The organism is Pseudoalteromonas sp. Z1A8 (genome assembly GCF_011378855.1).
Lineage (GTDB): Bacteria > Pseudomonadota > Gammaproteobacteria > Enterobacterales > Alteromonadaceae > Pseudoalteromonas.
This window is the reverse complement of the sequence record NZ_WTLB01000003.1, coordinates 124,517-149,891: the sequence shown is the minus strand read 5'-3', so window position 1 is coordinate 149,891 and position 25,375 is coordinate 124,517. Positions and strand designations below refer to the sequence as shown.

Below are 25,375 nucleotides of genomic sequence, written 5' to 3'. Positions count from 1 at the left end.
AATCAAAAGATGATAAGGGTATTGTGAAGCAACCAAAAGATCGGTCAACCGATCAAAAATACCTTAACTGATCGGTGTTAAGCCTAGGCTGGTTTTTTTGTGCTTGTATTTTGGGGTCTGTAAATAGTTACGAGGTAGTCACTAAATAGTCACTAAATCACTTTTAATATTTCGATGCTTATAATTACTAACAACCAAAATACACGCGCCTGATTCAACCTATTAATTATTACGGGCACATCTTCGGGAGTAGGTAGTCTATCAGCACCAATACGCATTTTATTAAAGCGAGTACCAAAGTAAACCGCAGGCCCGCCTAGTTGCACGCCAAGTGATGCCGAGCATGTACTGAGTAGCCACCCAGTATTCGTTTGATAAAAGTGCCTGCCATAATGCTTTATGTAATGCATGCTTTGCTTACTTGCTTTACTTGCTGCAATAGTTAAAGCCAGTAAGCGCACCGGTATATATTCAATAATAAATAGGAAAATTTTAAGTGGTTTTAAAAAGTAGCTATTTGGGGATATGCCACTACGCCACGCGTGTTGTATTAAGGTAAGCAATCGATAGGCGAGGGCTGCAATAGGGCCAAATGCTAGAAATATAAATATGACTACGAAATAATATCGAGCAGTGCGTAGTATTAAGCTCTCTATTAATGCTTTGATAATGCCTGAGGATGAAAGTCTATTAACTTCACGAGCAAGTAGTGGCTTTAGCAATTCGCGCGCAGTCGACTTTTGATTTTGTTTAGTGAGCTTTGCAATACGGAGTGCTTTTTTATCAACACTTTTACTTTCAAGGCATAAATATAAAATAAGGCCTGCGAGCAACTCTGGGTAAAAAGCAAACTCGAGCAGTAACACTACAATAATGAGAATAACACTTAAAATAAGCGTGCTTGCGAGTATAGCTGCTAAATATTGATAACTTTTAGGTTCTTTGCTTTTGTATATGCGTTTGCCAATAGCACTAAAAACAGCATTTAACGCAGTATTGGGGTGATACCAGCTAACAAGAGGAATAAAGCGCTCAGCAAGGAGCGCTAGTATAAAGGCAATAAAGTCCAAGTGATTTTGAACAATATTGCTAAGCATTTACAAAGACACTGCAGTTAGCTTTTCTAAAAGTGCGACAACCATTTTAGATGAGTTGATTGATGCTGTTTCTAGGTATTCTTCAAATGATTGCGGTGATTCTTTACCTGCAATATCAGACATAGAGCGGATAACAACAAACGGTGTGTTTAGTGTAAAACACGTTTGCGCTATTGAAGCACCTTCCATTTCAACGGCAAGCATTGTAGGAAAATCACTGCGTGCTTTATCAATACGTACAGGGTCACACATAAATGTGTCGCCAGTACAAATTAAGCCAACAAGTGTTTTAACATCACTGATTTGTTCGATTGTTTGTTGTGCTGCTTCAACTAATTTAGGGTGAGCTGTAAAGCCTGCTGGCATTTGTGGTACTTGGCCAATTTCGTAGCCAAAAGCAGTCACGTCTACATCGTGATGACGTACTTCTGACGAAATTACTACGTCGCCAACACTTAGTGATGGATCGAATCCACCGGCAGAACCAGTGTTAATTACGCAATCAGGTTTAAAGTTATCAATAAGCAAGGTAGTTGCAATCGTTGATGCTACTTTACCAATACCAGATTGAACAAGTGTCACTGTGTTACCAGCTAATTCGCCAGTATAAAAAGTAAAACCTGCTTTAGTTAAAATTCGTGGATTTTGCATCGCTTCACGTAAAATTTTAACTTCTGGCTCCATTGCGCCAATAATACCAACATTCATAATGTTTAATTCCTGAGTTTGAATCATTTGATTATACGTGAAGTTAGCAATAAAAAACAAAAAAGCGAGCTTGTTTATGAGCTCGCTTTAAATACTTTTAGGAGAGTATTTAATTCAGTTTTTAAATTTCAGCTAAAGCGGTGGTTTGTGCTTTAGCTTGTGACGGTGAAAGTACCGCAGGTTTTTGAGATCTATTACGAACAGGGCGCTGCGTTTGTGTTGTAGCAGGCTTACCTATTTTAAACATAATTGCGTCGCGTACTTCTGAAGGACGGTAGCCCGATTTAACTTTCATACGAATATGTGGAATACCCGCAGACTCTAATGCACCGTTTACAAACCAGTCGCGTTGAGCTTTATGGCCGTCTTTGTTGGCATTGTTAACTAGGTCAACAGCGGCAACAATAGTCATTTTTTCTTTGTCGATTAATACAAAGTCGAGTTGTTTATTTTTAGCTTTAGCTAAAGCAGCTCGCTTAGACTTAACCGATAGGCCTTGCTTACAATCAATCACGTCAATTAACTTAACGCGGCTTACAATTTTGAATTGATCGCCAACAGCACGTTCTAGAAGATTTAAAAAAGCGCCTTCAACCTGCGTAAAAACAGTTTGCTTGCGGGTAAAAGGATACGGGTTTCCGCCATCGTCATTAAATTTTGACGCAACAACAGAAGCCCCGACAACTAATACTAGAATTAATAATAAAGCGAATTCCATACGGTAACTCCATAACAACAAATTGACACTGCTTAAACAAAGCAATTTACGTGCCTAAAAAGTATGAGTTATAAAATAAATACCGTCTGTTTTTAAAAGTGAAACTACGCAGCAATTAAGCTTTGTAGCCACCTTCAATACCTTTAACCGCAATAGCTACAGCATCATGAGCATGGAGTGATTCATAATGGTTTATTTGCAGCCAATAATCGCTGTAAGCGTCTGCTTCTAACAATGCTTTAATTTTACGTGCGGCATCTTCACAAAACATCAGGTTTTGACCATTCAAACGGGCAAATTCTTGCTCGTCTTCGCGTTTTACTGCCGCTTGTACTGGTGTTTTTAGCTCAGCTTCAAGGGTATTAATTAGCGTCACAACGTCAAATTCTTGAATATTGGTATCAAGTTTTACTTTTACATTTGCGATAGAGCGCTGCGAGTGGGGTGTCGCTACAATGCCTTGTGTAGTACCTAACCATTCGTGCACATCTTTTTGGCTTAAGGTTTCTTGGTCAAACTTTTCGTTAAACGCATTTTGTATAAGTTGGCGCGCAAGTGCTGCAGAGCAAGGGCATGTTGAAGAGTAAGTAACATCTACCGTTAGCTCGTAACTAATAACGTTATTTTCAATTGTGCTAGTTAGTAAAACAGGGTAGCTTTTCCAACCCGCTTTACCACTTAATAATGATTTACGGCGTAGCGGTAATTCAAATTTAAATTCAATTTGTGCTTTATCACTAAGCCCTTCGTGGCTCGTTATAAAAGTATCGAGTGCTTGCGCTATAGTTTGCGGATTAACTTGCTGCTCGGTTGAAAGCAGATCAAGTGCCAAAAATAAGCGTGACATATGAATGCCTTTCGCATCTTCTTTATGCAAATTTACAAATGCACGCGCTTTAGCATTAACTGTAACTGGTGATAAGTCTCGTGACTCAAAAATAAATGGCAGTTCTATTTCGCCCATGCCCACCCAGTCTAATTTACCTGTTTGTAAAGCGGGTGCAGTGTCTGCTATATCTGGCATATTGGTTTGCATGTGCGCTACTCATATTTTGGAGATAATAAAGCGGGGCATTTTACACTAAATAATTTATTGCTGAAATGATGAGTTGAGGAGAGAAGCAAAATCAAACATGAAAAATTCTGTTTTTATCGCACAACATGAATATAGGGAGAAGAAAAATGCTAAAATCTGGGGAAATGGTATGTTTATACATGCGCATTGCCTTCTTTATATTTAAGCACACAGCTAAGAGATAAAATTACGTATGACCGATTATTCTTTGAGCCCCTGGGCTCGGGTACTTTCCAGCTCAATAACGCGATTTGGTGAATTTAAAACCGCAGCTATTTGTTACACCTTATTTTTAACGGTATCTCTTATTTTATCGAGCATGTTTTATTATGTTGCGATTGGTGAATTAAACCTTGTTGATATTTTGGCTGTGGTGTTTTTTACTGCTGTGGTTTCCCCTTTAATTATAAGTGTATTGCTTAATTCAATTCGCCAATTAGATGCCTCGTATGCTTATTTAGATAGCGCAACCAAACAAGAAAAGCTTTTAAATCAAACCTTAAAAGATAATATTAGTCGTTTAAATATTGAAATTGATGAACGTAAAATGGCGTTTCATGCCAAGCACCGCGCTATTGAAGAACTACGACGAGAAATTGCTGAGCGTAAAAAAACACAACAAGAACTTGCTCAACAAAGTATGTTGCAACGCTCAATAGTTGATTCATCTCCTGATTTATTTTATTACCGCGATAACAACGGTGTATTTGCCGGTTGTAATAAAATGTTTGAAGAAGTAATGGGGAAATCAAGCAGCGAACTCATTGGCAAAACGGTTGAACAAATATTTCCTAGTCGTTTTTTAGCTGAAGTTTTGGCAACTGATAAAGAAGTAGAGCAAAGCCATAAAGCGCTGACTATAGATGTAGGTTATGAAGTAAATGGTGAAACACGTTGGTTTGAGCTGCGTAAATTACCTTTTATAAATGATGACGGTGACTACATTGGTTTACTGGGTTTTGGACGTGATATCACTAGCCGTAAAGAAGCGGCTCAAGCACTCGAAACTGCCTACAAAGATAAAGGTAAGTTTATTGCTACGCTAAGCCACGAGCTGCGTACTCCGCTTAATGGTATTGTTGGTTTAACACGAATGCTGCTTGATACCGATTTAAACAAACAGCAGCGTAGTTGGGGTAATACTATTTTTTCGAGCGCTGAAACGCTTGGTAATATTTTCAACGATATTATAGATTTAGATAAAATAGACAGAGACCAGCTCGATATAGCGACCAATTCTATTAATGTGTCTGACTTTATAAACGATGTTGTTAACTTTGCAGGCCTAATAGCAGAGCAAAAAGAACTTGAGTTTGATATTAAGCGCAATGGCATGCTTGATATTTATGCACAGCTCGATCCGACTCGTTTACGCCAAGTTGTTTGGAACTTAATTAACAATGCCGTTAAGTTTACTCAGCAAGGCAAAGTAACACTCGAATGTAGCCGAGAAAATCGTGTAGAAGGTCCATGGTTAGTTATTAAAGTGTCGGATACAGGTCAAGGTATTCCACCAGAGCAGCTTGCGCATATATTTGATATGTATTACAAAGCGCCGGATTTAAAAGGCACTAATGCCATAGGCTCTGGTATTGGTTTAGCTGTAACTAAGGCACTTGTAAGTGCCATGAAAGGGATAATTACAGTAAATAGTACTGAAGGTGAAGGCAGCTGCTTTACAGTGCAAATACCACTTAGTTTATGTGTTGCACCAACAGAGCAAAGTTATGTTGGCCGTGGTTTGTATATTCTACTAGTGGAAGATGTGCCGCTTAATGCCGAGATTGCTACAAACTTATTAGAGCAACGCGGTCATGAAGTGTTATGGGCTGAAACGGGTGAAGATGCACTCTCGTTTGTTGAAACCGAAGATGACTTAGATTTAGTACTACTTGATATGCAATTGCCAGACATTAACGGTGACGTAGTTGCTAAACAAATACGCTCAGACAGCCACTTTGATAAACTTCCAATAGTTGCTTTAACAGCCAATGTGCGCAGTGCTGAAAAAGAGCTTGAAGGTATATCAATACAAGGCGCACTGGCTAAGCCAATTAATACCGTGAAGCTTGATAAAATGCTGGCTGACTTATTTGGTATTAAGCAAAGTGAATGCACAGAGCCACAGTTAAAAGTGAGTGAAGAAGCGCTTGAGAGTATTGATGGACACTTATTAGATATTGAAACAATAGAAGACTTTGTAAATTCGATGGGCTTGGTTGTGTTTAGACGCAGTAGCCAGCTATTCGAAAAGCTAAGTCCGCAGTATCAGCAAGAGTTACTTACTTCATTAACTGCCGGTGATAGAGAAGAATATGAATCAGTAGCGCATAAGCTTAAAGGTGCGGCTGGATCAGTCGGCCTAAATGATGTGCAGCTTCATGCCAAAATAATGGAACATGGTGCGATTGATGAATCTGATGAAGTGTTAAAGCAGTGGTTAGATGTTCTAGCAGATAAAATAAATGAAGGACAAAAAGCCCTTCATTTATTTTTACAACAATTAGAGTAAAGCTAATTTACTCTAATTAAGCGTCAATTTTACCGATAAAGCGGTAACCTTCACCATGGATGGTGCTGATTAACTCAGACGTTGAGTTATCACTTTCAAAATGCTTACGAATGCGACGAATAGTAACGTCAACAGTACGGTCATTAGCACGAAGCTCACGGCCCGTCATATGCTTAATTAATTGCTCACGGCTGAAAATACGACCTGGAGAATCAAGCATTAAACGAAGTGCTCTGTACTCACCTTTTGGTAAGCGTTTAGCGTCGCCATTTGGAGAAGTAAGACAACGGCTGTTTTCATCAAGTTCCCAACCATTAAATGTAATAACACCATTTGTTTCTAGTGCAGACTCTTCACCGCCTAAAGCAGTACGAGTAATTAGGTTGCGAGCTCTAATAGTTAATTCACGTGGGTTGAATGGTTTAGTAACATAGTCATCTGCACCAATTTCAAGACCTAAAATACGGTCAACATCGTTGTCACGACCCGTTAGGAATATAAGGCCTACTTTACGCTTTTGGCGTAATTCACGGGCTAAAATAAGACCGTTTTTACCAGGAAGGTTGATATCCATAACTACAAGATTAACGTCATCGTTATTTGTAAGCTTGTCATGCATATCATCGCCATCAATGGCTTCAATAACTTTGTACCCTTCAGCTTCAAATAAACTAACTAGGTTCAGTCGAGTTACGTCTTCATCTTCTACGATTAGAATGACTGGCGTTTGCATTATTAATTAACCTTTTGGAATATTTTATTTATAAAAAACCGGCGATGAACTTATAACCGATTACTAGAGATTATAGGATTATACCCATTTGTTAACAAGGAAAAAACAAATTGGATAAAAATAAAACAGCAGGGTGTCCAAAGTCTACTAAAAAGGGCAGTGCAAAAACTACTGTTTAATTGATATATACGTAGATGTAGTCATTTGAATCATAAAGTCGAAGCCATTTTCCTTTAATAATTGATACATCATTCAATCAAGCAAGGTATTTAAAATAATCAGACTAATTCAAAGCAAAACTATATCACTTTCTAACTTTTCATCAATATATGTGATACAGCAAAGATAAAAAAGTTCATAAATCGCTTGGTAATATTTATTTAAGGTAATTAAATAATGTTACGCGCTTATCACATGCCTCATTAATGAGGTCATTAAATGCTAATTCAAGGATAAATTTTAAATATATGTACTTTTTAGTGATCTTTATTTAAGGAATAGTAATTATAAAGCGAGCACCGTGTTTTTCTTCAAGATCAAACATAATTCTTCCACCAAGTGCCTGTGTTACTAGGTTGTATACCAAGTGCATCCCTAAGCCACTTGCACCTTGTCCACGCTTTGAAGTGACAAAGGGGTCAAAAATTCTATTTTTAATGTTTTTATCAACGCCTTGGCCATTGTCAGAATAAACGATTGTTAATTTTTTCCCTACCAGCTCTACGTCAAAGCGAATTTCGTTGTTTTCTTTACCTATAAATCCATGAATTACAGAGTTTATAAGTAACTGTTGAAACACCTGCTGTAGAGGTTCTGACTTACTATGAATGATTAAGTCGTTCGGACAGTTAATAGTAACAATAGGCTTTTTAGGCAGTAAATCAGATTGAATTGATGTTAAAACGTCAGTTATTAATGTATGTACATTAATATAGGTATTAACACCGTCGTCTTGAATAACGGCCACTTTTTTAAAGTTGGATATAAGGTCTGCGGCGCGATTTAGATTACGATAGATTAAATCTAAGTTTTCTATGCCTTCATCTATAAAGCGTTTTAGGTGGCTTGAAGTCAGTTTTTTATCATTAAAGCTTTGCTGTATATCTGCTAATTTATCGCGAAGTAAGGTTGAGCCTGTAATCCCAAGCCCTATTGGTGTATTCACTTCATGTGCAACACCTGCCACCATTTGCCCTAAAGACGCCATTTTTTCGTTTTCAACAATTTGTGTTTGGTATTGATGCATTCGCTCAAGGGTTGATAAGAGTTCTTGATTTGCTTCTCTGAGAGCGATTGTTCTCTGGTTTACTTTTTCTTCAAGACTTTGGTTTAGCTGTTTTATTTCCTGTTTATCTTTTTCGTGACGCTCAAGTTGCCTTTTTGTGCGTGCAAGCATGATATTTAAGCTATTTGAAAGAGCGGTTATTTCTTTTACATCAGTTACTGGCGCTCGCGCATCGTAGTTATGATTTTTAGATACATCTTGCAATAACATACTTAATTGTTCTATCGGTTTAGCTATTCGTCGTTGAACTTTTGCTGCGATAAAGTACACAACTATTAATATTAATAGAGTGAGCAATACATCAATAAATATTTTTTGTTCTATATATGCTTCTAAGCTCTCTAGGCTGCCACGCATATAAACATAGCCAATGAGTTTTTCATTATTATAAATAGGGCGAGTTAGCTCTATATGTGCACTCGTAATACGTGGTGTGGCTAGCTCATCGACACTGTCTATTTTTAGTGGAACTGGAGGCGTTTTTTTTGCATTAAAGCTAATAAAAAAAGCAGGTTTTTGAGATGTTTTTTCTATTGAGTAAATATGTATGTTTTTTACAAGAGGGATATTTTCAAAGGACTTGAGGCGTTTCTCTTCTGTTTTTCTATCATCTTTAATTACTGATTTACCCGCATCAAAAGCTACAATTTCAGAAAGTATAACAAGTTTATTAATAATTAATTGCTTTTGCTCTTTAACACTCAAGTACGTTGAAATAGAAATAGATAGCGATAAACAAATAGCTGTAATAAGCATAATTAAATTTATGAGTGCTTTACGAATGCTACTTTGATGAACTTTTTTAGGCATTATTTCATTATCGCCTGAATTGATTTTAATTATTTAGAATTTTAGTTTAGCAAAAAAGAAGGAAAGTGAAGGGGAAAAACTAAATTAATTCTTATATTTATTCGAAAGTTAGCTTGAGCACATTTGTGCTCAATCATTTTACAAAGTTAAATTAGCTACTGTACACAGCAAATTTATTGTTCTTAAAAACGGTTTGATAGCTTTCAAATTGTGTTTCTAAAATAGGTGGGTATTTTAAAAAGCTGTTAGCGACGATATTTAGCTTTCCAACTTTAGTTAAATGCTGTTTTGCATTTGCTAAAAATGTTTCTGCTACTGTGTAGTCGGTTGCAATACCAGTATGAAAAGGTGGATTGCTAATAATTAAATCAAATTTACCGGTGATACTTTTAAGGCCGTCGCTTAATATAGCTTCGCCTTTGATGTTGTTAAGCTTTAAAGTTTGCTCTGTTGCATAAATTGCCAGTGCACTTACATCACTACACACAAACTCAAGAGATGAGTAGTGTAGCCCTAAAAAGGTCGCGATTAAGCCAGCACCACAACCAAAGTCGAGAACCCTACCTTGCTTAATTGTTGGTGCGTTCTCGAGTAGAACTTTCGTTCCTATATCTAAACTACCGTGATTAAACACTCCAGGAATACTGATCGCTGTAAACTCGGTGTCGGCAACATTAACGACAAACTTTTTATGATAAGTCGTAATATCAAAGTGAGGGTGTTTAGAAATTTCAGCAAATGAATAAAGAACGCAATGCTTAGCCGAATCAATTTTGTTGCTAAACTCAGCTTTACCCGCTAATTGCTTTTCAATTGATTTAACACCACTTTTGTTTTCACCAACAACTAATAGCTCGGCATCATCAGTAATAGCAGAACGGATATTATCAAGTGCCATTAGTAATTCTGGTTTAGATTTAGGGTAGTAAAGAATAACTAAATCGTAGCCGCTACCAGGTATTGTGTGATTTACATGGATATCAACGTCTTTGGTGTTTTTAGCAAACTCGCCGTTTGCATGGTTATAGCTAAACGCAGTTACCTTGCTTTGCGGGTTAAGTTTTTTAAGCTCGGCTAAAAAGCCATCTTGAACAAAGTTGACCACCAAGATAGATTTGCCCGTTAGTGCCTCGCTATTACGAAGTAACAGTAAACTTGGGTTGGTTAGTACGCTCATAAATGGCTTTGCCTTACAGTATGTTTAGTTTTATAAAAGTAAAAATGAGTGCTTAAAGTTACTAATTACTCAGTACGTTCAAACATTAGATCCCACACGCCATGACCTAGGCGATGTCCGCGCTGCTCAAACTTAGTAAGCGGGCGCAAATCTGGACGTGGAACATAATCGTTTGTTTCTGATTGGTTTTTAAAACCAGGGGCTACGTTCATAACTTCGAGCATATGCTCTGCGTAGTTTTCCCAATCCGTTGCCATATGAAAAACGCCACCCATTTTAAGTTGGGTTCTTAGTTTTTCAACAAACTCAGTTTGTACAATACGGCGTTTATGATGACGTTTTTTATGCCAAGGATCAGGGAAAAACAACTGTAGTGTTGTTAAGCTTTCGTCAGGTATACAGTCTGCAAGAACTTCAACAGCATCGTGTTCAAAAATACGTAAGTTTGTAATGCCCGCTTCATCAGCGTCCATTAAACACGCACCAACGCCTGGGCGGTGTACTTCAATACCAATAAAGTTTAGGTGAGGGGCATTTGTTGCCATTTCGACAAGTGATTTACCCATACCAAAACCAATTTCTACTACTACATCGTTGTTGTTGCCAAAAACTTCGCTTAAATCAAGCATCCCGTTTTTATGCTCTAGGCCCATTGTTGGCCAGCATTTTTCGATTGCAGCGGCTTGGCCTTTGGTTAATCGACCTTCGCGTTTTACAAAACTGCGAATGGTGCGGATGTATTTACCTTCTTGCTTAGCTTGCTCAAGGTTAGTGTTGCTTGATTCACTCATATTATTGGCCTGACAAAAACAATGTGTTTAAAAATGGTTGCATATTATCCCTGACGAAGCCGGCAATCACAAGTATTAGCTGGTTTTACACGCCCTATAGCTTGATCTTTTTATTAACTACAATAGACTGAGCCGCCATTGAGCATCAGTAAAAGTACAATATGTTGGATTTAAATAAAGAACAGTCTAATTCGTTTTCTAACCAAGTCGTTGATTGGTATCACCTTCATGGGCGTAAAACACTTCCATGGCAGTTGGGTAAAACACCTTATAAAGTGTGGGTGTCTGAGGTGATGCTCCAGCAAACTCAAGTTATTACTGTTATCCCATATTTTGAAAAATTTATGCAAAGCTTTCCAGATATTATTGCTTTAGCCGATGCTGATGAAGATTTAGTACTGCATCACTGGACTGGCTTAGGGTATTACGCTCGTGCGCGTAACTTACATAGAACAGCTAAAATAGTACGTGACAAGTACCAAGGTGAGTTTCCGCAAACACTTGATGAAGTAATGGACTTGCCGGGAATAGGGCGCTCTACCGCCGGAGCTGTTTTATCATTGTCGCTTGGGCAACATCATCCAATTTTAGATGGGAATGTTAAGCGAGTATTAGCGCGCTACTTTATGATTGAAGGTTGGTACGGCGTTAAAAAGGTAGAAAACCAACTTTGGCATCTATCAGAGCAATTAACGCCTAAAAATAACGTTACTGAATTTAATCAAGCGATGATGGATTTAGGTGCGAGTGTTTGCTCACGCAGTCGCTTTGATTGTAACGCTTGCCCATTAAATTCAGGTTGTGGTGCTTTTAATACAGGAAAAGTAAAAGAGTTCCCGCATTCAAAACCAAAAAAAGTAGTGCCTAAAAAAAGCTGTCACCAGTTAATTATACAGTGCGGCGATAAAGTGCTTATGGAGAAACGCCCTAATAGTGGTATTTGGGGTGGGTTGTTTGGCTTTTTTGAATTTAATGAATATAAAGAGCTTGAGGTGTTTTTAGCTCAGCAAGGGTTAGAAGTTGATTTGGAAGAACTTGAAGCATTTATTCATGTGTTTTCACACTTTGAGCTGACTATCAACCCGCATGTGCTCAATGTTAGTAAAATACCTGATGTAGTAAATGATAAACAATTGGTATGGTATCCGCTTGATCAATCAATAGAGGTTGGGCTAGCTGCACCAACTAAAAAGTTGGTTAAACAAATTACAGCAATAGTATAGAATAGCCCCATATTTAGCGTTAGAGAGAATCAATCATGGCACGTACAGTATTTTGTCAAAAGTTACAAAAAGAAGCCGAAGGCCTTGGCTTTCAGTTATACCCTGGTGAAATTGGTGAAAAGATTTTTAATAATATCTCTAAAGAAGCTTGGGGTCAGTGGCAACATAAGCAAACAATGCTTATTAACGAAAAACATTTGAATATGATGGATCCAGAGCATCGCACGTTTTTAGAAGAGCAGATGGTTGGTTTTTTGTTTGAAGACAAAGATGTAGAAATTGAAGGTTATCGACCGCCTGAAAAGTAATTTTTAGACATAAAAAAGGGCTGATTAGCCCTTTTTTTATGTCTAAAGCATAGCTATATTAATCTGCAAGTTCATCTTCTTGCTTTGCTTGGGCTGTTCTAACTTGTTCTTTTAAAAATTGAGCTGCCTTGGAGTATTCAATTTCTAACTTATCTCTTAAGTCTATTAATTCATCAGTTGTGAGATCACCTTCTTTACATTTATCTTCAAATGCACTTGAAAGATCGGCCACCGTTTGGGCACCAATGGTTTTGGAGATAGATTTTAATTGATGACAGCCTTCAATAATCTCACCTAAATCGTTAACCATTACCCCTGAGTTAATACTCTTAATTAAGCTTTGGCTTTGTTCTAAATACATTTTGAAAAAGCGGATTTGCTTAGCATCATCACCATTTATGTATTTAGCAACTGCTTCCATATCAATAGGTAGCGCAGTTGTTTGGTGAATAATCACATTTTGATTTTGGCTTTGCTTATCGCTCCAACGTTTTAGAGTGTCTTCTAACGCGTTTAGCTCTATGGGTTTGGTAATGAAGTCGTTAATACCTACCGCTAAACAACGTTCTTTTTCGCCTTTAAGCGCATTTGCTGTTACAGCAATAATGTAAGGCTGTGCATCAATAGACTCTAATAGCTCAGCTTCATTACGAATTTTTTCAACCATATCGTAACCCGACATTTTAGGCATGTGTAAGTCGGTTAAAATAAGTGAGTAATCACCTTTTCTCCACATATCTAAGCCTTCTTCACCGTTGTTAGCTATTTCAACGCCAAAGCCTAGTATATGCAGTTGATCGGTCAGCACTTGCTGGTTTAGGAGGTTATCTTCAACCAGTAAAATCAATTTATTTGATTTACGAGCCTGCTCAACATTTAAATAGTTATTAAGTGTTTTGGTTTTTTTAATTTGCTTAGGAGTATGCAGCCCAGCAGCCACCAAAATAGACAGCATAAAGTTAGATTTACATAGAGGAGAGGCATTAATATAAAAAATATTTTTATGATTTATAGCCGCTTCATCAAGCTTGCTTAGTACAACAACTTGTTGGTTATAATCTTCTAATGAATAAAATAAACGTCTTAGCAGCGCGTTTGTTTTATCCATATTGTCTATGCCATCAGCCACCCAAATAATATCTTGCGCATGCTGATATTCTTCAGCTTCTTCTTCAGTATGTACATAAGTGATTTTAGCGCCCATAAACGATAAGTAGCGGTACATTACTTTTTCACGTTCTAGATGATTACTAACTACAATAATCCTCTTACCATTTAATGCACCTTTGTGTGCGTACTTAATTTTTCCCGATGTACTAAATGGTAATTCAACAGTAAATTCACTGCCAATTCCTGTATGGCTAGTTACATGAATAGTCCCTAGCATAAGCTCAGTTAAGCTTTTACAAATAGAAAGACCTAAACCTGTCCCTCCGTATTCTCGGGTAATCGAATTTTCGGCTTGAATAAACGGATTAAATATTTCGCGTAGTTGTGCCTGCGACATGCCTTTACCGTTATCAGTTACGCAAAAGCGTAAAGTAAAGTGATCGGTCGTATTATGTACCACCTCTACTGATATTTTTACATGGCCTTGAGTTTTTTCATCGGTGCTCGTAAATTTAATTGCGTTGCTACATAGGTTATAAAGCACCTGACGTACACGTACGCTATCCCCGGTAAGATTTATAGGAATATCGGGTGCTATTGCTAGCTCTAAATCAAGCTCACGTTTTTTAGCAACAGAGGAAAGCACTCGGGCTACTTCTTCAATGGTATCGGTTACCGAAAATGGGATTGGGTCAATATTTAGCTTTCCAGCTTCAATTTTAGAAAAATCTAGAATATCATCCAAAATACTCAATAACGAAAATGCTGATTCACGAATAATCGTACTTAAACGATGCTGAGCGCCATCAAGTTCGGTCTGGCGCAGTAAATCAATAGTCCCTATAACGCCGTTCATTGGTGTTCTTATTTCATGACTCATTGTTGCTAGGAAGGTTGTTTTAGTTTCGCTTGCTCGCTCAGCTTTTAATGTGGCTTGCTCAAGCGCTAAAGTACGATTTTGTACTTCGCCTTCTAGACTATTTTGTAATTTATAAAGCTCTTTTTGTGCAGCTTCATTTTCACTCATTGCAGTTTGTACCTTTCGTAGCAATAAGTTGATGTATTTTGCAACTACACCTAGGCCAATATCGAGTTGCTCGTCAACATTACTATTGTAATTGGCATCGTCGGTGATTGCCTGCAGCTCTTGCGTAAGGGTGTCAGTGCTTTTACGTAAGCGAGTATTAATGTACATATTAAACATTAAAGTAAGTATAAATAATGCAGCAACACACGCTATAGCAATTATATAAGCAATTACTTGAGAATCTTGAGTGCTTAAAGGTGTGGAAGGTAAATTTTGCTTAATGATAAGCTCGCCAATTGGCTCATCATTTAACAATAGTAGGTGGTGCATAATACCTTCTTCAACTAAGTGCTTTTCAGCTCTAACGGAGTCGATAGCAGGCTTACTGCTGCTATATACCAACTGAGTATCTGATGTAGCATTGAAGCGATATAAAGTATATTCAAAGTCATTATCTAATAAATGTGTTAAATCGAGTAACTGCTTTACTTTACCTTGACCGTACATAGTTAATGCATCAACCATAGGCAAATCTAATCTATCGGCGAGCGTTATTATATTAACCGGCGGTTTGGATTGAGCTGTGCTAACTTCAGATTGTGTATAAAATGAGTGGGCAACAATAGCAAGTCCTGTTACAGCAATATTAATGATCAAAAAAAGAGGTAGTAAGCCTTTTACCGGTGAAGAGAATTTACTCTGCATTTAACGTTCCCTGGTTGCTATATTTAAATACAATAAGTCTTTATTGTATAATTGTTGTAATCGTAACATTTACGAAAAATAATTCACTACGTTTTTAGTCTGATTTAGTTATATTTATTCATAGTTATAGTCTGATTTGTGGTAAAAATGAACGTTATTAATGAAAAACGCACTGAGTTGCTTGAAAACCGTTCAAACAGTTATAAAGAATAAAAAAAAAGTTGACTTGTAAGGGCAAAACTCGTTTAATACGCCGCACGCCCAGATAGCTCAGTCGATAGAGCTGAGTGGGAATTGCATTGAAAACCCTCTAAGGTTTTTAATTAGCACTGTTAAAGTGCCTCGATAGCTCAGTCGGTAGAGCAGAGGATTGAAAATCCTCGTGTCCGTGGTTCGATTCCGCGTCGAGGCACCATTTATTAAAGTAGTGGTGTTTAATAAAAAGTTTAAACATTATTACGCGTGCCTTAGCACACAGTTTTGTGTGCCGACTTAGCTCAGCTGGTAGAGCAACTGACTTGTAATCAGTAGGTCAACCGTTCGACTCGGTTAGTCGGCACCATTTATAAAGCTAAAAGTTAAATAATTATTTTACTTTTAGTTAGCACAGTTTATGTGCCTCGATAGCTCAGTCGGTAGAGCAGAGGATTGAAAATCCTCGTGTCCGTGGTTCGATTCCGCGTCGAGGCACCATTTACTATAAGTTCTCAATCTTTAAAATTGAACGTGCCTTAGCACACAGTTTTGTGTGCCGACTTAGCTCAGCTGGTAGAGCAACTGACTTGTAATCAGTAGGTCAACCGTTCGACTCGGTTAGTCGGCACCATTTTTAAAACTAGACGTTAAATAATAATTTTACTTTTAGTTAGCACAGTTTATGTGCCTCGATAGCTCAGTCGGTAGAGCAGAGGATTGAAAATCCTCGTGTCCGTGGTTCGATTCCGCGTCGAGGCACCATTTATTTTAAAACATTGCTTATGTAAGGTTTTTTATTTTAAGTGCTTTATAAAAGTTCTCAATCTTTAAAATTGAACGTGCCTTAGCACACAGTTTTGTGTGCCGACTTAGCTCAGCTGGTAGAGCAACTGACTTGTAATCAGTAGGTCAACCGTTCGACTCGGTTAGTCGGCACCATTTATTTAAAAGCCTCGCTTATTGCGGGGCTTTTTTGTATCTGTAATTTATTCAACGTCATTATGGATAAAATGTTCCATATTAATTGGGTCGTTTCTCTCTTTTTCTATTGCCGTATTTTGCGCACAATTACCTCATCGAAAAGCAAATACCTTTGCTTATATGTTTTCAACCCGAGATAGGGGAAGTTTATGACTCAAGATATTACTCATTACGCAAAAAATAGACAGTCAGCTAAAGCGTACAATCCAACTAAAAAGATCTCTGCTGACAATATTGAAAAAATTAAAGAGTTACTTAGATTTAGCCCTTCAAGTGTTAACTCACAACCTTGGCATTTTATACTCGCGTCTAGTGACGAGGCTAAAGCCAAAATAGCTAAATCAACAGAGCGTTTATTTCCATTCAATAAAAAGTCAATTTTAGATGCATCACATGTACTCGTGTTTGCTAGTAAGTTAGATATTGAACAAGACTATTTATTACGTGTTTTAAAGCAAGAAGAAAAAGACGGTCGTTTTGTAGCAGACCCAATCGCATTTAAAGAGCGCATGCATGGTGGCCGTAACATGTTTATTAACTTGCACAAACAAGATTTTAAAGACGTACAGCATTGGATGGATAAGCAAGTTTATTTAAACCTAGGCGCATTTTTACTGGGTGTATCTACCTTAGGAATTGATGCAACGCCAATGGAAGGAATTGAAGTTAGCGTACTTGATGAAGAATTTGGTTTACGCGAAAAGGGTTATTCAAGCTTAGTTGTTGTGCCTTTGGGATATAGCGATGATAAAAACGACTTTAATGCCACTCTTCCAAAGTCGCGTTTAGAGTATTCAGAAATTTTAACTGAAGTTTAATTTTTACTTACTGCATTAGCTTAACTGATGCAGCGCTAATCTCTTTGGAGTTAATTATGATCACGCAAATAGTTAAATTTAATATTAAAGACGAATACATCAATCAATTCAAAGCGCTGCTTGAAGATGACAAGCAAGGCGGCAAAGCCGAAACTGGCTTACTAGAAATGCGTTTATATCAGGATAAAAATACACCTGGAGTATTTTTTGCCTACGAACGTTTTGAAAACCAAAATGCGGTTAATTACCACGGTGCACAGCCTTATACGCAAGCTCTATTGCAAGCATTGCCTAATATTAGCGAGTCTGCACCAGAAGTTATGAACTTAAAAGAGACAACGCCAACACCTTTGCATGAGCGCAATCTTAAAACGCCAAACTCACAAGACGATATATTTATTATCTTCTTTATATTCAAAATTAAATTGCAGTATAGAGCGCAGCTTTTAACCCAGTTTGAAACTCATATTACACAAACGCGTAGTCAAGAAGAGGGTAACCTTATATTTGATTTATACACAATTGAAGGCCAAGACGACACGTTAGCAGTGTATGAGCATTGGCGTAAAGAGTCAGACGTATGGGATATTCACTTTAATCAACCATACGCAATTCAAACCGGTAAATTAATGCATGAAGCCGTAGTAGGCGACCTCGAGCAATATATGAGCTTTGTAACTGAGCTATAAAGTACTTTTTGTAATTTATAAAACTACTTCCCGTTTAGCAAATAGCAGAAGTGACGCTATTTGCTTTTTTTGGTAGTTAAGCTAAATGCTTAGCTACCTTTTTTATTTTGGAAATACCATGAAACCATTTTTTATCAGCGTTAGCTTTTTAGCCTTATTTACACTTAACTCAGCGGCCTTCGCAGCTCCAACTGAAAATGTAATAGAACAATATGGTTTTCCGCTTGCGTTAGTTAATCAGGTGTATACAGGCGATATTACACCTGCAGAAATGCTTAAAAAAGGTCAATTTGGATTAGGGACTGCCGATAATTTAGATGGTGAGCTTGTTGCGCTCAACGGTGTGGTTTATAAAATAGAAGTTGATGGCTCATTAATTAAGGCTCCAGCTAATTTAGCTGCGCCTTATATGACAATGTTTAAGTTTAATCCAAATAAGCGTATTACTTTAAAGAATGTGAGTTCGTTAGCGCTATTAGGTGAGAAACTTAAAGCAACTATGAGCTCTAAAAATAGTTTTTATGCTTATAAAATTACAGGCACATTTAATTATTTAAAAATGGCTTCTGCACAAAGAGTTAAAAACGATAGTGTTCCGCTTATGGAGTATTTAAAAACGCGAGTTATGTACACTAAGCAAAATATTAAAGGTACTTTAGTGGGGTTATATACACCAGAATATTTAGGCAATATTAGTATTCCGGGAATGCATTTTCATTTTGTATCAAACGATTACAAATTAGGTGGGCATTTAGAAGGTATTAGCTTTGATGAAGTAACTGTTGAAATTGAAGAAATAAATAAAATTAATTTAACCCTTCCTCAAGTTGAAAAATTCAGAACTATCGAATTAAAACAAGCCGCTGTGCCTGCTGCAAATAAACACAAGTAATAAGTTTAAAACGTATTAAATGCCAATGTTGGTTAAACACCTCATTGGCATTTTTTATTTTTAGTATTAAAAAGTGCTGAACATTTACTTATTTTTACCGTATAACTGGCTATTATGTTAATTCATCGCTAGCTATGTAATGTTATGTAAAGTAGGTTGAGCAAAATTTGTCAAAGTGCTTGAATTAACCTCATAAATAGCAGTAATTCAGGTTTAATTATGATTTGGCAATGCAAGCCAACCCTATTGGCAATTAGTGTGATGCTGCTTAGCGGCTGTGCGAGTGATTTAAACCCGTTGCAGCGCATGCAAGCGCCTAATAATATGCCACAGCAATGGCAGCAAGAAGCATCAAGCTCGGTATTAAAAGTACAAGAGCAATGGCTTACACAACTACAAAACCCTACGCTTAACAAATTTGTGCAGCAAGCACTTAAAAACAACCAACAGCTTTTACAAACTAGTTACGATGTAGAAATTCAAAAACAACAGCTTATAGTATCGGGTGCTGCGCTTTGGCCTAGCCTCGATTTATCAACGCGTACTAGCCGTAGTAAAGACAACCGCCCAGTGAGCTACGATAACGCAAGCTCCGTTAGTTTAGATTTAACTTATGAAGTTGATTTATGGGGTAAGCTTTCAGATTCAAAGCGCGAAGCTAATCTTAACTATTTAGCGCAACAGGCCCGGTTTGAGCAAGCTAAACAGCAACTCGTTGCTGATGTAGTAACTGGCTGGTTTGATGTTGTTACATCGCAACAATTACTCGATTTATTTAAACGTCGCGAAGCCAACGCACAGCAAAACCTAGATATTATCGAGTCTGGCTATCGCCAAGGTATAAATGAAGCACTCGATGTATATTTAGCCCGTAATGAGCTCAATACTGAACGCGCTCGCATTGCGACGCAGCAAGCTAATTTATCGGCTTCATCGCGTATTCTTGAACGCTTGCTAGGCGAATATCCAAAAGGTGCTATTAGCGCTAGTAGCGACTTCCCCGTTATTAATACCGATATTCCACTAGGCTTACCTTCAGAGCTTATAACGCGCAAACCTACACTACGCGCCAGTTGGTATGATCTTTTAGCCACCGATGCATCACTTGCGTATGCGCACAAACAACGCTTTCCAAGTTTAAATTTAACAGCTAGCTTAAGTGATAGCACCGACAGAGTAAGCGATTTATTTTCTCCTTCAAGTCTTGCATGGTCGTTATTAGGTAGTATTTCGGCGCCACTTTTTGAAGGCGGACGCTTAAAAGCGAACGAAGAAATAGCGCGCCTGAATACTCAAAAGCAAGAGCAGCTTTATTTACAAACGCTTTATGACGCTTTTGGTGATGTAGAAAATGCAATTTCGCAGCAGCAGTCTCTTAAAACGCAGTATACAAGCACATTAGAGGCGCAAGAAAACGCGCTTGCAGCAGAGCAGTTATCGTTTGAGCAGTATCAAAGTGGCTTGGTAACTTACACCACAGTGCTTGACGCGCAAGATAGATCTTTTGATGCACAAAGCTCCTTAATCGAAATTAAAAATCAATTAATAGCTAATAGAATTAACTTACACATTGCCCTTGGTGGTGATTTTGCAAAGCCCTCAAGCGAACTAAAGAGCAATAACGATGAAAACTAAAACAGCAAAAATTATTATTCCAGCGGTGGTTATTGTTGCCACTATTTTAATTGTTATGTTTATTAGGGGTAACCCGCCAGAAGCTAAACGTTTTGGAACGCCTCCTAAGGCTTCTATAAGCGTGGCTGCACTTGAGCTTAAACCACAAAATTACCAAGTGATGATAGACAGCTACGGTACGGTAAAACCGCGTACGCAAAGCTTATTAGTAGCTCAGGCGTCTGGGCAAATAATAGAGGTAAGTGACGACTTTAGAGAGGGCGGCTTTTTTAAAAAGGGCGATGTACTTTTAAAGCTCGACGATAGAGATCATCAAGCTGAAGTTAAATCTGCACAAGCTAATTTATTAACCGCAGAGCAAGGTTTACTAGAAGAAAAAGCACGTGGACAGCAGGCTATAACAGATTGGAAGCGCCTTGGCGGCACAAATCAGGCGAGTAGCTTAGTACTACGTGAGCCACAGTTAGCGGCCGCAGAGGCAGAGGTTTTATCGGCGCAGGCCACACTTGAAAAAGCCATGCTAGATTTAGAGCGTACAGAAGTAACTGCGCCATATGCAGGGCGCATACTTAGCCGTAGTGTCGATTTAGGCCAAGTAGTTAGCGATAATATGCAGCTTGCCACCATTTACGCAATCGACAGTGTAGAAATTCGCTTACCAATTAAAAACAAAGATCTTCCGTTTGTAAATTTACCAGAGCAATATCGTGATGGTGCTAAAAATCAAGCAGGCTCAATTGTTAAATTTACCTCTGACTTAGTCGGAGAGCAAACTTGGCAGGGGCAGCTAGCACGTACCGAAGGTGCTATAGATGAAGGCGCACAGCAGCTTTACGTCGTCGCTAAAATTAATGACCCGTACAAAGCAACCGCTAATAATCAGTACCCTATAAAAATAGGGCAGTATATAAAGGCGCAAATTACCGGTAAAACGGTTACCAACGCACTTATAATTCCTAACAGTACTATTTATCAAGGCACGTACGTTTACATTGTTGAAGATGGTGTACTTAAACGTAAAGACATTTCACTTGCTTGGCAAAATGCCACACAAGCGATGATAAAAACGGGATTAAATCCAAATGATAAACTGGTTATTACTCCACTAGGGCAAGTGAGTTCTGGTACTCAGGTAAGTATTTTAGGCGAACAAAGCACAGAGCAACCTAAAAGCCGAGGAGCTAATGGGCAAGGCAAAGGAAAGCGCCCGACGCCAGAGCAGCTTGAGCAAAAAGCAAAAGAGCAGGGTATTAGTGTTGAAGAGCTAAAAAAACGCCGCGCAGCAAAGCAAGGAGATAAGCCATGATCGCTTGGTTTGCCAAAAACCATGTTGCTGCTAACTTATTGCTAGTAACGCTGTTACTGTCGGGACTTTTTAGTTTATCGACTAAAATACCGCTTGAGGTATTTCCTTCATTCGAAACTGACATGATAAGCGTAAATGTAAGTTTGCGTGGTTCAACACCAGAGGATGTAGAGCAAGGTGTAACTATACGAATAGAAGAAGCAGTGCAAGATTTAGAGGGCATAAAGCAAATATTTAGTCGCTCTTCTGAAGGTTCAGGCTCTGTGACAATAGAAGTGGAAAGCGGTTACGACCCTCGTGAGCTTTTAGCTGATATAAAAAGTCGTGTAGACGCAATTAACACTTTTCCAGCCGATGCTGAAAAGCCGATAGTAGCGCTTGCTGAGCGAATTCGTGAAGTTATCGCGGTTACCGTATCGAGTGACTATGGCGAAAAAGAAACCCGCGAATACGCAGAAACAGTACGCGATCAAATCCTACGTTTACCTAATGTAACGCAGGTAGAGCTAAGTGGCGTTCGTGATTACGAAATAGCCATTGAAGTAAGCCAAGATATTCTTCGTCAGTACGATTTAAGCTTGGCACAAATATCGAGTGCTATTTCAAACTCAAGCTCAGATATTTCTGCTGGTAACTTAAAAACAGAAGGCGGGGACGTACTTATAAGCTCTAAAGGGCAAGCATATCGTAAAGATGAATTTGCCAGCATTGTTGTTAAAAACCAAGCCGATGGCACTATTATTCGCTTAGGCGATATAGCGACTATAAAAGATGATTTTGAAGAAACACCAGTACGTACTCGCTTTAATGGTAAGCAAGCTGCATTTATCGACGTATATCGAATTGGTCCACAAAGTGCGATTACAGTTGCTGACGATGTTAAAAACTACATAAAAGAGCAACAAAGCTCTCTCCCGCAAGGGTTTGAACTAAGTTACTGGGATGATGATTCGGAGCTGGTTAAAAGTCGTATTTCGACCCTTACTACCAATGCTTTACAAGGCGGTATTTTAGTACTGGCTTTACTTACTTTGTTTTTACGCCCTGCAATTGCATTTTGGGTATTTATTGGTATTCCGGTTTCGTTTATGGGCGCGTTTATAGCGATGCCTATTTTTGGCGTAACCCTTAATATTATGAGCTTATTTGGCTTTATATTGGTACTGGGGATTGTTGTTGATGACGCCATAGTTACCGGTGAAAACGTTTACACCCATCTAAAAACGGCTAAGTCGGGCGAGCAAGCCGCAATTTTAGGTACTCAAGAAGTAGCAACACCAGTAACATTTGGTGTGTTGACTACCGTTGCTGCCTTTTTACCTTTGGCCTTTATTGAAGGGGCGCGTGGTGCCTTGTTTGCACAAATACCGGTAGTGGTTATTCCGGTATTATTGTTTTCATTGATTGAATCTAAATTTGTACTACCAGCACATTTAAAATATATAAAACTACGCCACGAAAAAGGCGAACCTTCAAAGTTTGATGTTATTCAACAGCGTTTTGCAGATGGATTTGAAAACGCGATTTTAAAATACTATCAACCCACTTTAAATTTAGCACTGCGCCATAAATTGGCTTCGGTAAGCTTGTTTATTGGTGTATTTGTTATAATTTTAACCATGATCACCAGCGGTTGGACTAAGTTTGTATTTTTCCCGCGCATACCAAGCGAAACAGTCCGCGTTAACTTAACACTACCAACAGGTACACCGTTTGAAGTAACTAATAAATACGTAATTGACATGTCGCAAAAGGCGCAGCAATTACAAGAAAAATACCGCGACCCAGATACTGGCGAAAGCGTTATTTTAAATATATTAGCCACAACAGGCGGGCGTGGTGGTGTATCTAATTCAGGCTCTGTACGCTTTGAAATAACACCGGCTGAAAAGCGTGAATCAGACATAGGATCACGAGAACTTGCCAGCGAATGGCGCGATTTAATTGGTGTCATACCAGGCGCCGAAAGTTTAACGTTTAGAGCCGAAATTGGCCGAAGTTCAGACCCCATTGATGTTCAGCTTAGCGGCACTTCGTTGACTATTTTACAAGACGTGGCTGATCACATTAAAACCCGTTTATCGACCTATCCAACGGTATTTGATATTGCCGATAGTATGTCCGACGGTAAAGAAGAGTTACAAATAGAGCTTACGCAACAAGGTTTAGCGCTGGGCTTAAATAGAGTCAATGTAGCAGGACAAGTACGTAACTCGTTTTTTGGCTCGCAAGCACAACGTATTCAGCGAGGCAGGGATGACGTACGTGTAATGGTACGCTTACCTATAGATGAGCGCCGCTCTGTAGCTGACCTACAAAACATACTTATAAATACGCCTGATGGAGGCTCAGTGCCTTTATCGCACGTGGCAACACTTACTGCTGGGCAAAGTCCATCAACTATTAATCGAATAGACCGTTACCGCACATTAAACGTAACAGCCGATATCGAAAAAAATAATACCAACATGACCATACTGCAGGCTGACCTAACGGAGTATTTAGATGGGTTAATGCAGCAATATCCTGGAGTAGATTACAAACTAGAAGGTGAGGCTAAAGAGCAAAGAGAGTCGTTTGGGTCGTTGGCTTGGGCACTTGTGTTTGTATTTTTTATTATTTATGCGCTATTAGCAATACCGCTTAAATCTTACTTACAACCAATCATAGTAATGAGTGTTATTCCATTTGGCATGATAGGTGCTGTAGTAGGGCATTGGATCATGGGAATGGACTTAACTATTATGAGTTTACTCGGTATGCTTGCGCTAACCGGGGTGGTGGTAAATGACTCCCTCGTACTCGTTGATTTTATTAATAAAAAGCGCAGTGAAGGTGGTAAAGTTCTCGATGCTATAAAAATTGCAGGTGCATCACGTTTTCGCCCTGTAATGCTAACTAGTTTAACGACCTTTATTGGCTTAATGCCATTACTGTTTGAAAAAGCGACTCAGGCACAGTTTTTAATACCAATGGCAGTGAGCTTAGGGTTTGGGATTATTTTTGCTACCTTTATTACTTTATTGTTAGTACCAATAAACTACATGCTAATGGAGCGTTTTCAAGGTTGGTTTAAATAACTTCACTCTTAAATACGTGATTATTAAAGCTGTAGGTAAGCAATTACCTGCGGCTTTTTTATAAGCTAAAAAGTAATATTAGACAATAGAAGATAAGTGAATAAAAAATTTAGATAAATATAAGAGTAAACAGGAAGGTTAATTTCTTTTTTGATAAAGCCTTTTAAAGGCGAGGGTTTGCTAAAAAGGTGTTCCCCAAGATACGGTACTCGGTTTCAGTCCTGAAACCAGAAGGTTTCAGGGCGGGAATCTGCGGTTTACCGTAGGCTTCTCGGTACATGCCGAGCCTGCACAATAGTAGACGAACAAAAACCCTGGTATAAAATTTATCGGCTCAGGGACTTAACTAAGCTCCGGTACCCCAGGGAACAATTTAAGTATATAAGACATAATCCAATCCTTAAACCCCAAACGTAAAAAATTAAACCGTTCGCTTAGTTTTTCCGCACCTTTAACTCATCATTTACTTTATCGCATGGTTTTTGAGCTTGATCATACAA

At 38.3% G+C, this 25,375-nt stretch carries 18 protein-coding genes, 6 tRNA genes and 1 other RNA gene; 15 read left to right on the top strand and 10 right to left on the bottom strand.

The annotated features are described in order from the left end of the window. Window positions 1–152 precede the first annotated feature (152 nt). The 4 genes from ampE to folE2 form a co-directional block, all read right to left on the bottom strand. Complete coding sequence (gene ampE, locus GQR55_RS02490) at window positions 153–1,097, bottom strand: regulatory signaling modulator protein AmpE (RefSeq protein ID WP_166419320.1); 945 nt, start codon at window positions 1,095–1,097, stop codon at window positions 153–155. Next, window positions 1,098–1,805 carry a 5'-methylthioadenosine/S-adenosylhomocysteine nucleosidase gene (mtnN, locus tag GQR55_RS02485; protein ID WP_166419319.1) on the bottom strand — a complete coding sequence of 236 codons (708 nt, stop codon included), beginning with the start codon at window positions 1,803–1,805 and terminating at the stop codon, window positions 1,098–1,100. A gap of 121 nt (window positions 1,806–1,926) precedes the next feature. Beyond that, window positions 1,927–2,523, bottom strand: coding sequence for a DUF2726 domain-containing protein (locus GQR55_RS02480; RefSeq protein ID WP_166419318.1), 597 nt, complete (start codon window positions 2,521–2,523; stop codon window positions 1,927–1,929). A 115-nt stretch (window positions 2,524–2,638) separates the two neighbouring features. Continuing rightward, on the bottom strand, window positions 2,639–3,559 hold the full coding sequence (gene folE2 / locus GQR55_RS02475; protein WP_166419317.1) for a GTP cyclohydrolase FolE2: 921 nt from the start codon (window positions 3,557–3,559) through the stop codon (window positions 2,639–2,641). Window positions 3,560–3,791: 232 nt separating this feature from the next. Here folE2 and arcB point away from each other — a divergent pair, with 232 nt between their 5' ends. Then, a complete protein-coding gene (gene arcB / locus GQR55_RS02470; RefSeq protein WP_166419316.1) occupies window positions 3,792–6,110 on the top strand; it encodes an aerobic respiration two-component sensor histidine kinase ArcB in 2,319 nt (772 codons plus the stop codon). Window positions 6,111–6,126: 16 nt separating this feature from the next. Here the strand turns inward: arcB and arcA are convergent, their stop codons facing one another. From arcA to trmB, 4 genes are all read right to left on the bottom strand, one after another. Next, window positions 6,127–6,843, bottom strand: coding sequence for a two-component system response regulator ArcA (arcA, locus tag GQR55_RS02465; RefSeq protein ID WP_002962549.1), 717 nt, complete (start codon window positions 6,841–6,843; stop codon window positions 6,127–6,129). A gap of 490 nt (window positions 6,844–7,333) precedes the next feature. After that, complete coding sequence (locus GQR55_RS02460) at window positions 7,334–8,938, bottom strand: HAMP domain-containing sensor histidine kinase (protein WP_166419315.1); 1,605 nt, start codon at window positions 8,936–8,938, stop codon at window positions 7,334–7,336. 151 nt (window positions 8,939–9,089) lie between these two features. Next, complete coding sequence (locus tag GQR55_RS02455; RefSeq protein ID WP_166419314.1) at window positions 9,090–10,115, bottom strand: methyltransferase; 1,026 nt, start codon at window positions 10,113–10,115, stop codon at window positions 9,090–9,092. Between the two features lie 65 nt (window positions 10,116–10,180). Beyond that, window positions 10,181–10,906, bottom strand: a complete 726-nt coding sequence (trmB, locus tag GQR55_RS02450; protein WP_166419313.1) for a tRNA (guanosine(46)-N7)-methyltransferase TrmB — start codon at window positions 10,904–10,906, stop codon at window positions 10,181–10,183. Window positions 10,907–11,067: 161 nt separating this feature from the next. On the opposite strand from trmB, the gene mutY reads away from it, so the two are divergent. Together mutY and GQR55_RS02440 are read left to right on the top strand one after the other, a co-directional pair. Further along, window positions 11,068–12,129: an A/G-specific adenine glycosylase gene (mutY, locus tag GQR55_RS02445; RefSeq protein ID WP_166419312.1), complete on the top strand. Its 1,062-nt coding sequence runs from the start codon at window positions 11,068–11,070 to the stop codon at window positions 12,127–12,129. Between the two features lie 35 nt (window positions 12,130–12,164). After that, window positions 12,165–12,437 (top strand): oxidative damage protection protein, encoded by a 273-nt coding sequence (locus GQR55_RS02440; protein ID WP_166419311.1) that lies wholly within the window; start codon window positions 12,165–12,167, stop codon window positions 12,435–12,437. Window positions 12,438–12,495: 58 nt separating this feature from the next. Here GQR55_RS02440 and GQR55_RS02435 read toward each other — a convergent pair whose 3' ends face one another. Then, window positions 12,496–15,279 carry an ATP-binding protein gene (locus GQR55_RS02435; RefSeq protein ID WP_166419310.1) on the bottom strand — a complete coding sequence of 928 codons (2,784 nt, stop codon included), beginning with the start codon at window positions 15,277–15,279 and terminating at the stop codon, window positions 12,496–12,498. Window positions 15,280–15,618: 339 nt separating this feature from the next. Between GQR55_RS02435 and GQR55_RS02430 the strand changes: the two genes are divergently transcribed. The 12 genes from GQR55_RS02430 to GQR55_RS02375 all read left to right on the top strand — a co-directional run bounded on the left by GQR55_RS02430 (window position 15,619) and on the right by GQR55_RS02375 (window position 24,875). After that, a tRNA-Phe gene (locus GQR55_RS02430) sits at window positions 15,619–15,694 on the top strand. 71 nt (window positions 15,695–15,765) lie between these two features. Next, window positions 15,766–15,841: transfer RNA gene (locus GQR55_RS02425), tRNA-Thr, on the top strand. Window positions 15,842–15,896: 55 nt separating this feature from the next. Beyond that, window positions 15,897–15,972, top strand: a tRNA-Phe gene (locus tag GQR55_RS02420). A gap of 57 nt (window positions 15,973–16,029) precedes the next feature. After that, a tRNA-Thr gene (locus tag GQR55_RS02415) sits at window positions 16,030–16,105 on the top strand. 55 nt (window positions 16,106–16,160) lie between these two features. Next, a tRNA-Phe gene (locus tag GQR55_RS02410) sits at window positions 16,161–16,236 on the top strand. Window positions 16,237–16,337: 101 nt separating this feature from the next. Further along, a tRNA-Thr gene (locus GQR55_RS02405) sits at window positions 16,338–16,413 on the top strand. A 191-nt stretch (window positions 16,414–16,604) separates the two neighbouring features. Next, window positions 16,605–17,273 carry an oxygen-insensitive NAD(P)H nitroreductase gene (gene nfsB, locus GQR55_RS02400; protein ID WP_166419309.1) on the top strand — a complete coding sequence of 223 codons (669 nt, stop codon included), beginning with the start codon at window positions 16,605–16,607 and terminating at the stop codon, window positions 17,271–17,273. A 56-nt stretch (window positions 17,274–17,329) separates the two neighbouring features. Then, window positions 17,330–17,962, top strand: a complete 633-nt coding sequence (locus tag GQR55_RS02395) for an antibiotic biosynthesis monooxygenase (protein ID WP_166419308.1) — start codon at window positions 17,330–17,332, stop codon at window positions 17,960–17,962. Window positions 17,963–18,080: 118 nt separating this feature from the next. Continuing rightward, window positions 18,081–18,854, top strand: coding sequence for an acetolactate decarboxylase (gene budA / locus GQR55_RS02390; protein ID WP_166419307.1), 774 nt, complete (start codon window positions 18,081–18,083; stop codon window positions 18,852–18,854). A 219-nt stretch (window positions 18,855–19,073) separates the two neighbouring features. After that, window positions 19,074–20,489 carry a TolC family protein gene (locus GQR55_RS02385; protein ID WP_166419306.1) on the top strand — a complete coding sequence of 472 codons (1,416 nt, stop codon included), beginning with the start codon at window positions 19,074–19,076 and terminating at the stop codon, window positions 20,487–20,489. After that, window positions 20,479–21,795, top strand: a complete 1,317-nt coding sequence (locus tag GQR55_RS02380) for an efflux RND transporter periplasmic adaptor subunit (RefSeq protein WP_166419305.1) — start codon at window positions 20,479–20,481, stop codon at window positions 21,793–21,795. The genes GQR55_RS02385 and GQR55_RS02380 overlap by 11 nt, the downstream gene beginning before the upstream one ends. Then, window positions 21,792–24,875: an efflux RND transporter permease subunit gene (locus GQR55_RS02375; RefSeq protein ID WP_166419304.1), complete on the top strand. Its 3,084-nt coding sequence runs from the start codon at window positions 21,792–21,794 to the stop codon at window positions 24,873–24,875. Before GQR55_RS02380 ends, GQR55_RS02375 begins: the two co-directional genes overlap by 4 nt. A gap of 188 nt (window positions 24,876–25,063) precedes the next feature. Here the strand turns inward: GQR55_RS02375 and ssrS are convergent. Next, a non-coding RNA gene (gene ssrS / locus GQR55_RS02370) (6S RNA) lies at window positions 25,064–25,246 on the bottom strand. Between the last annotated feature and the right edge of the window lie 129 nt (window positions 25,247–25,375).

Bases quoted from the DNA above. Each gene is read 5' to 3' on its own strand.
- GQR55_RS02480 (WP_166419318.1), bottom strand. From the start codon at position 2,523: ATGGAATTCGCTTTATTATTAATTCTAGTATTAGTTGTCGGGGCTTCT.
- ampE (WP_166419320.1), bottom strand. From the start codon at position 1,097: ATGCTTAGCAATATTGTTCAAAATCACTTGGACTTTATTGCCTTTATA.
- GQR55_RS02385 (WP_166419306.1), top strand. From the start codon at position 19,074: ATGATTTGGCAATGCAAGCCAACCCTATTGGCAATTAGTGTGATGCTG.
- mtnN (WP_166419319.1), bottom strand. From the start codon at position 1,805: ATGAATGTTGGTATTATTGGCGCAATGGAGCCAGAAGTTAAAATTTTA.
- GQR55_RS02435 (WP_166419310.1), bottom strand. From the start codon at position 15,279: ATGCAGAGTAAATTCTCTTCACCGGTAAAAGGCTTACTACCTCTTTTT.
- GQR55_RS02375 (WP_166419304.1), top strand. From the start codon at position 21,792: ATGATCGCTTGGTTTGCCAAAAACCATGTTGCTGCTAACTTATTGCTA.
- nfsB (WP_166419309.1), top strand. From the start codon at position 16,605: ATGACTCAAGATATTACTCATTACGCAAAAAATAGACAGTCAGCTAAA.
- GQR55_RS02440 (WP_166419311.1), top strand. From the start codon at position 12,165: ATGGCACGTACAGTATTTTGTCAAAAGTTACAAAAAGAAGCCGAAGGC.
- mutY (WP_166419312.1), top strand. From the start codon at position 11,068: ATGTTGGATTTAAATAAAGAACAGTCTAATTCGTTTTCTAACCAAGTC.
- folE2 (WP_166419317.1), bottom strand. From the start codon at position 3,559: ATGCAAACCAATATGCCAGATATAGCAGACACTGCACCCGCTTTACAA.
- budA (WP_166419307.1), top strand. From the start codon at position 18,081: ATGAAACCATTTTTTATCAGCGTTAGCTTTTTAGCCTTATTTACACTT.
- arcB (WP_166419316.1), top strand. From the start codon at position 3,792: ATGACCGATTATTCTTTGAGCCCCTGGGCTCGGGTACTTTCCAGCTCA.
- arcA (WP_002962549.1), bottom strand. From the start codon at position 6,843: ATGCAAACGCCAGTCATTCTAATCGTAGAAGATGAAGACGTAACTCGA.
- GQR55_RS02395 (WP_166419308.1), top strand. From the start codon at position 17,330: ATGATCACGCAAATAGTTAAATTTAATATTAAAGACGAATACATCAAT.
- GQR55_RS02460 (WP_166419315.1), bottom strand. From the start codon at position 8,938: ATGCCTAAAAAAGTTCATCAAAGTAGCATTCGTAAAGCACTCATAAAT.
- GQR55_RS02455 (WP_166419314.1), bottom strand. From the start codon at position 10,115: ATGAGCGTACTAACCAACCCAAGTTTACTGTTACTTCGTAATAGCGAG.
- GQR55_RS02380 (WP_166419305.1), top strand. From the start codon at position 20,479: ATGAAAACTAAAACAGCAAAAATTATTATTCCAGCGGTGGTTATTGTT.
- trmB (WP_166419313.1), bottom strand. From the start codon at position 10,906: ATGAGTGAATCAAGCAACACTAACCTTGAGCAAGCTAAGCAAGAAGGT.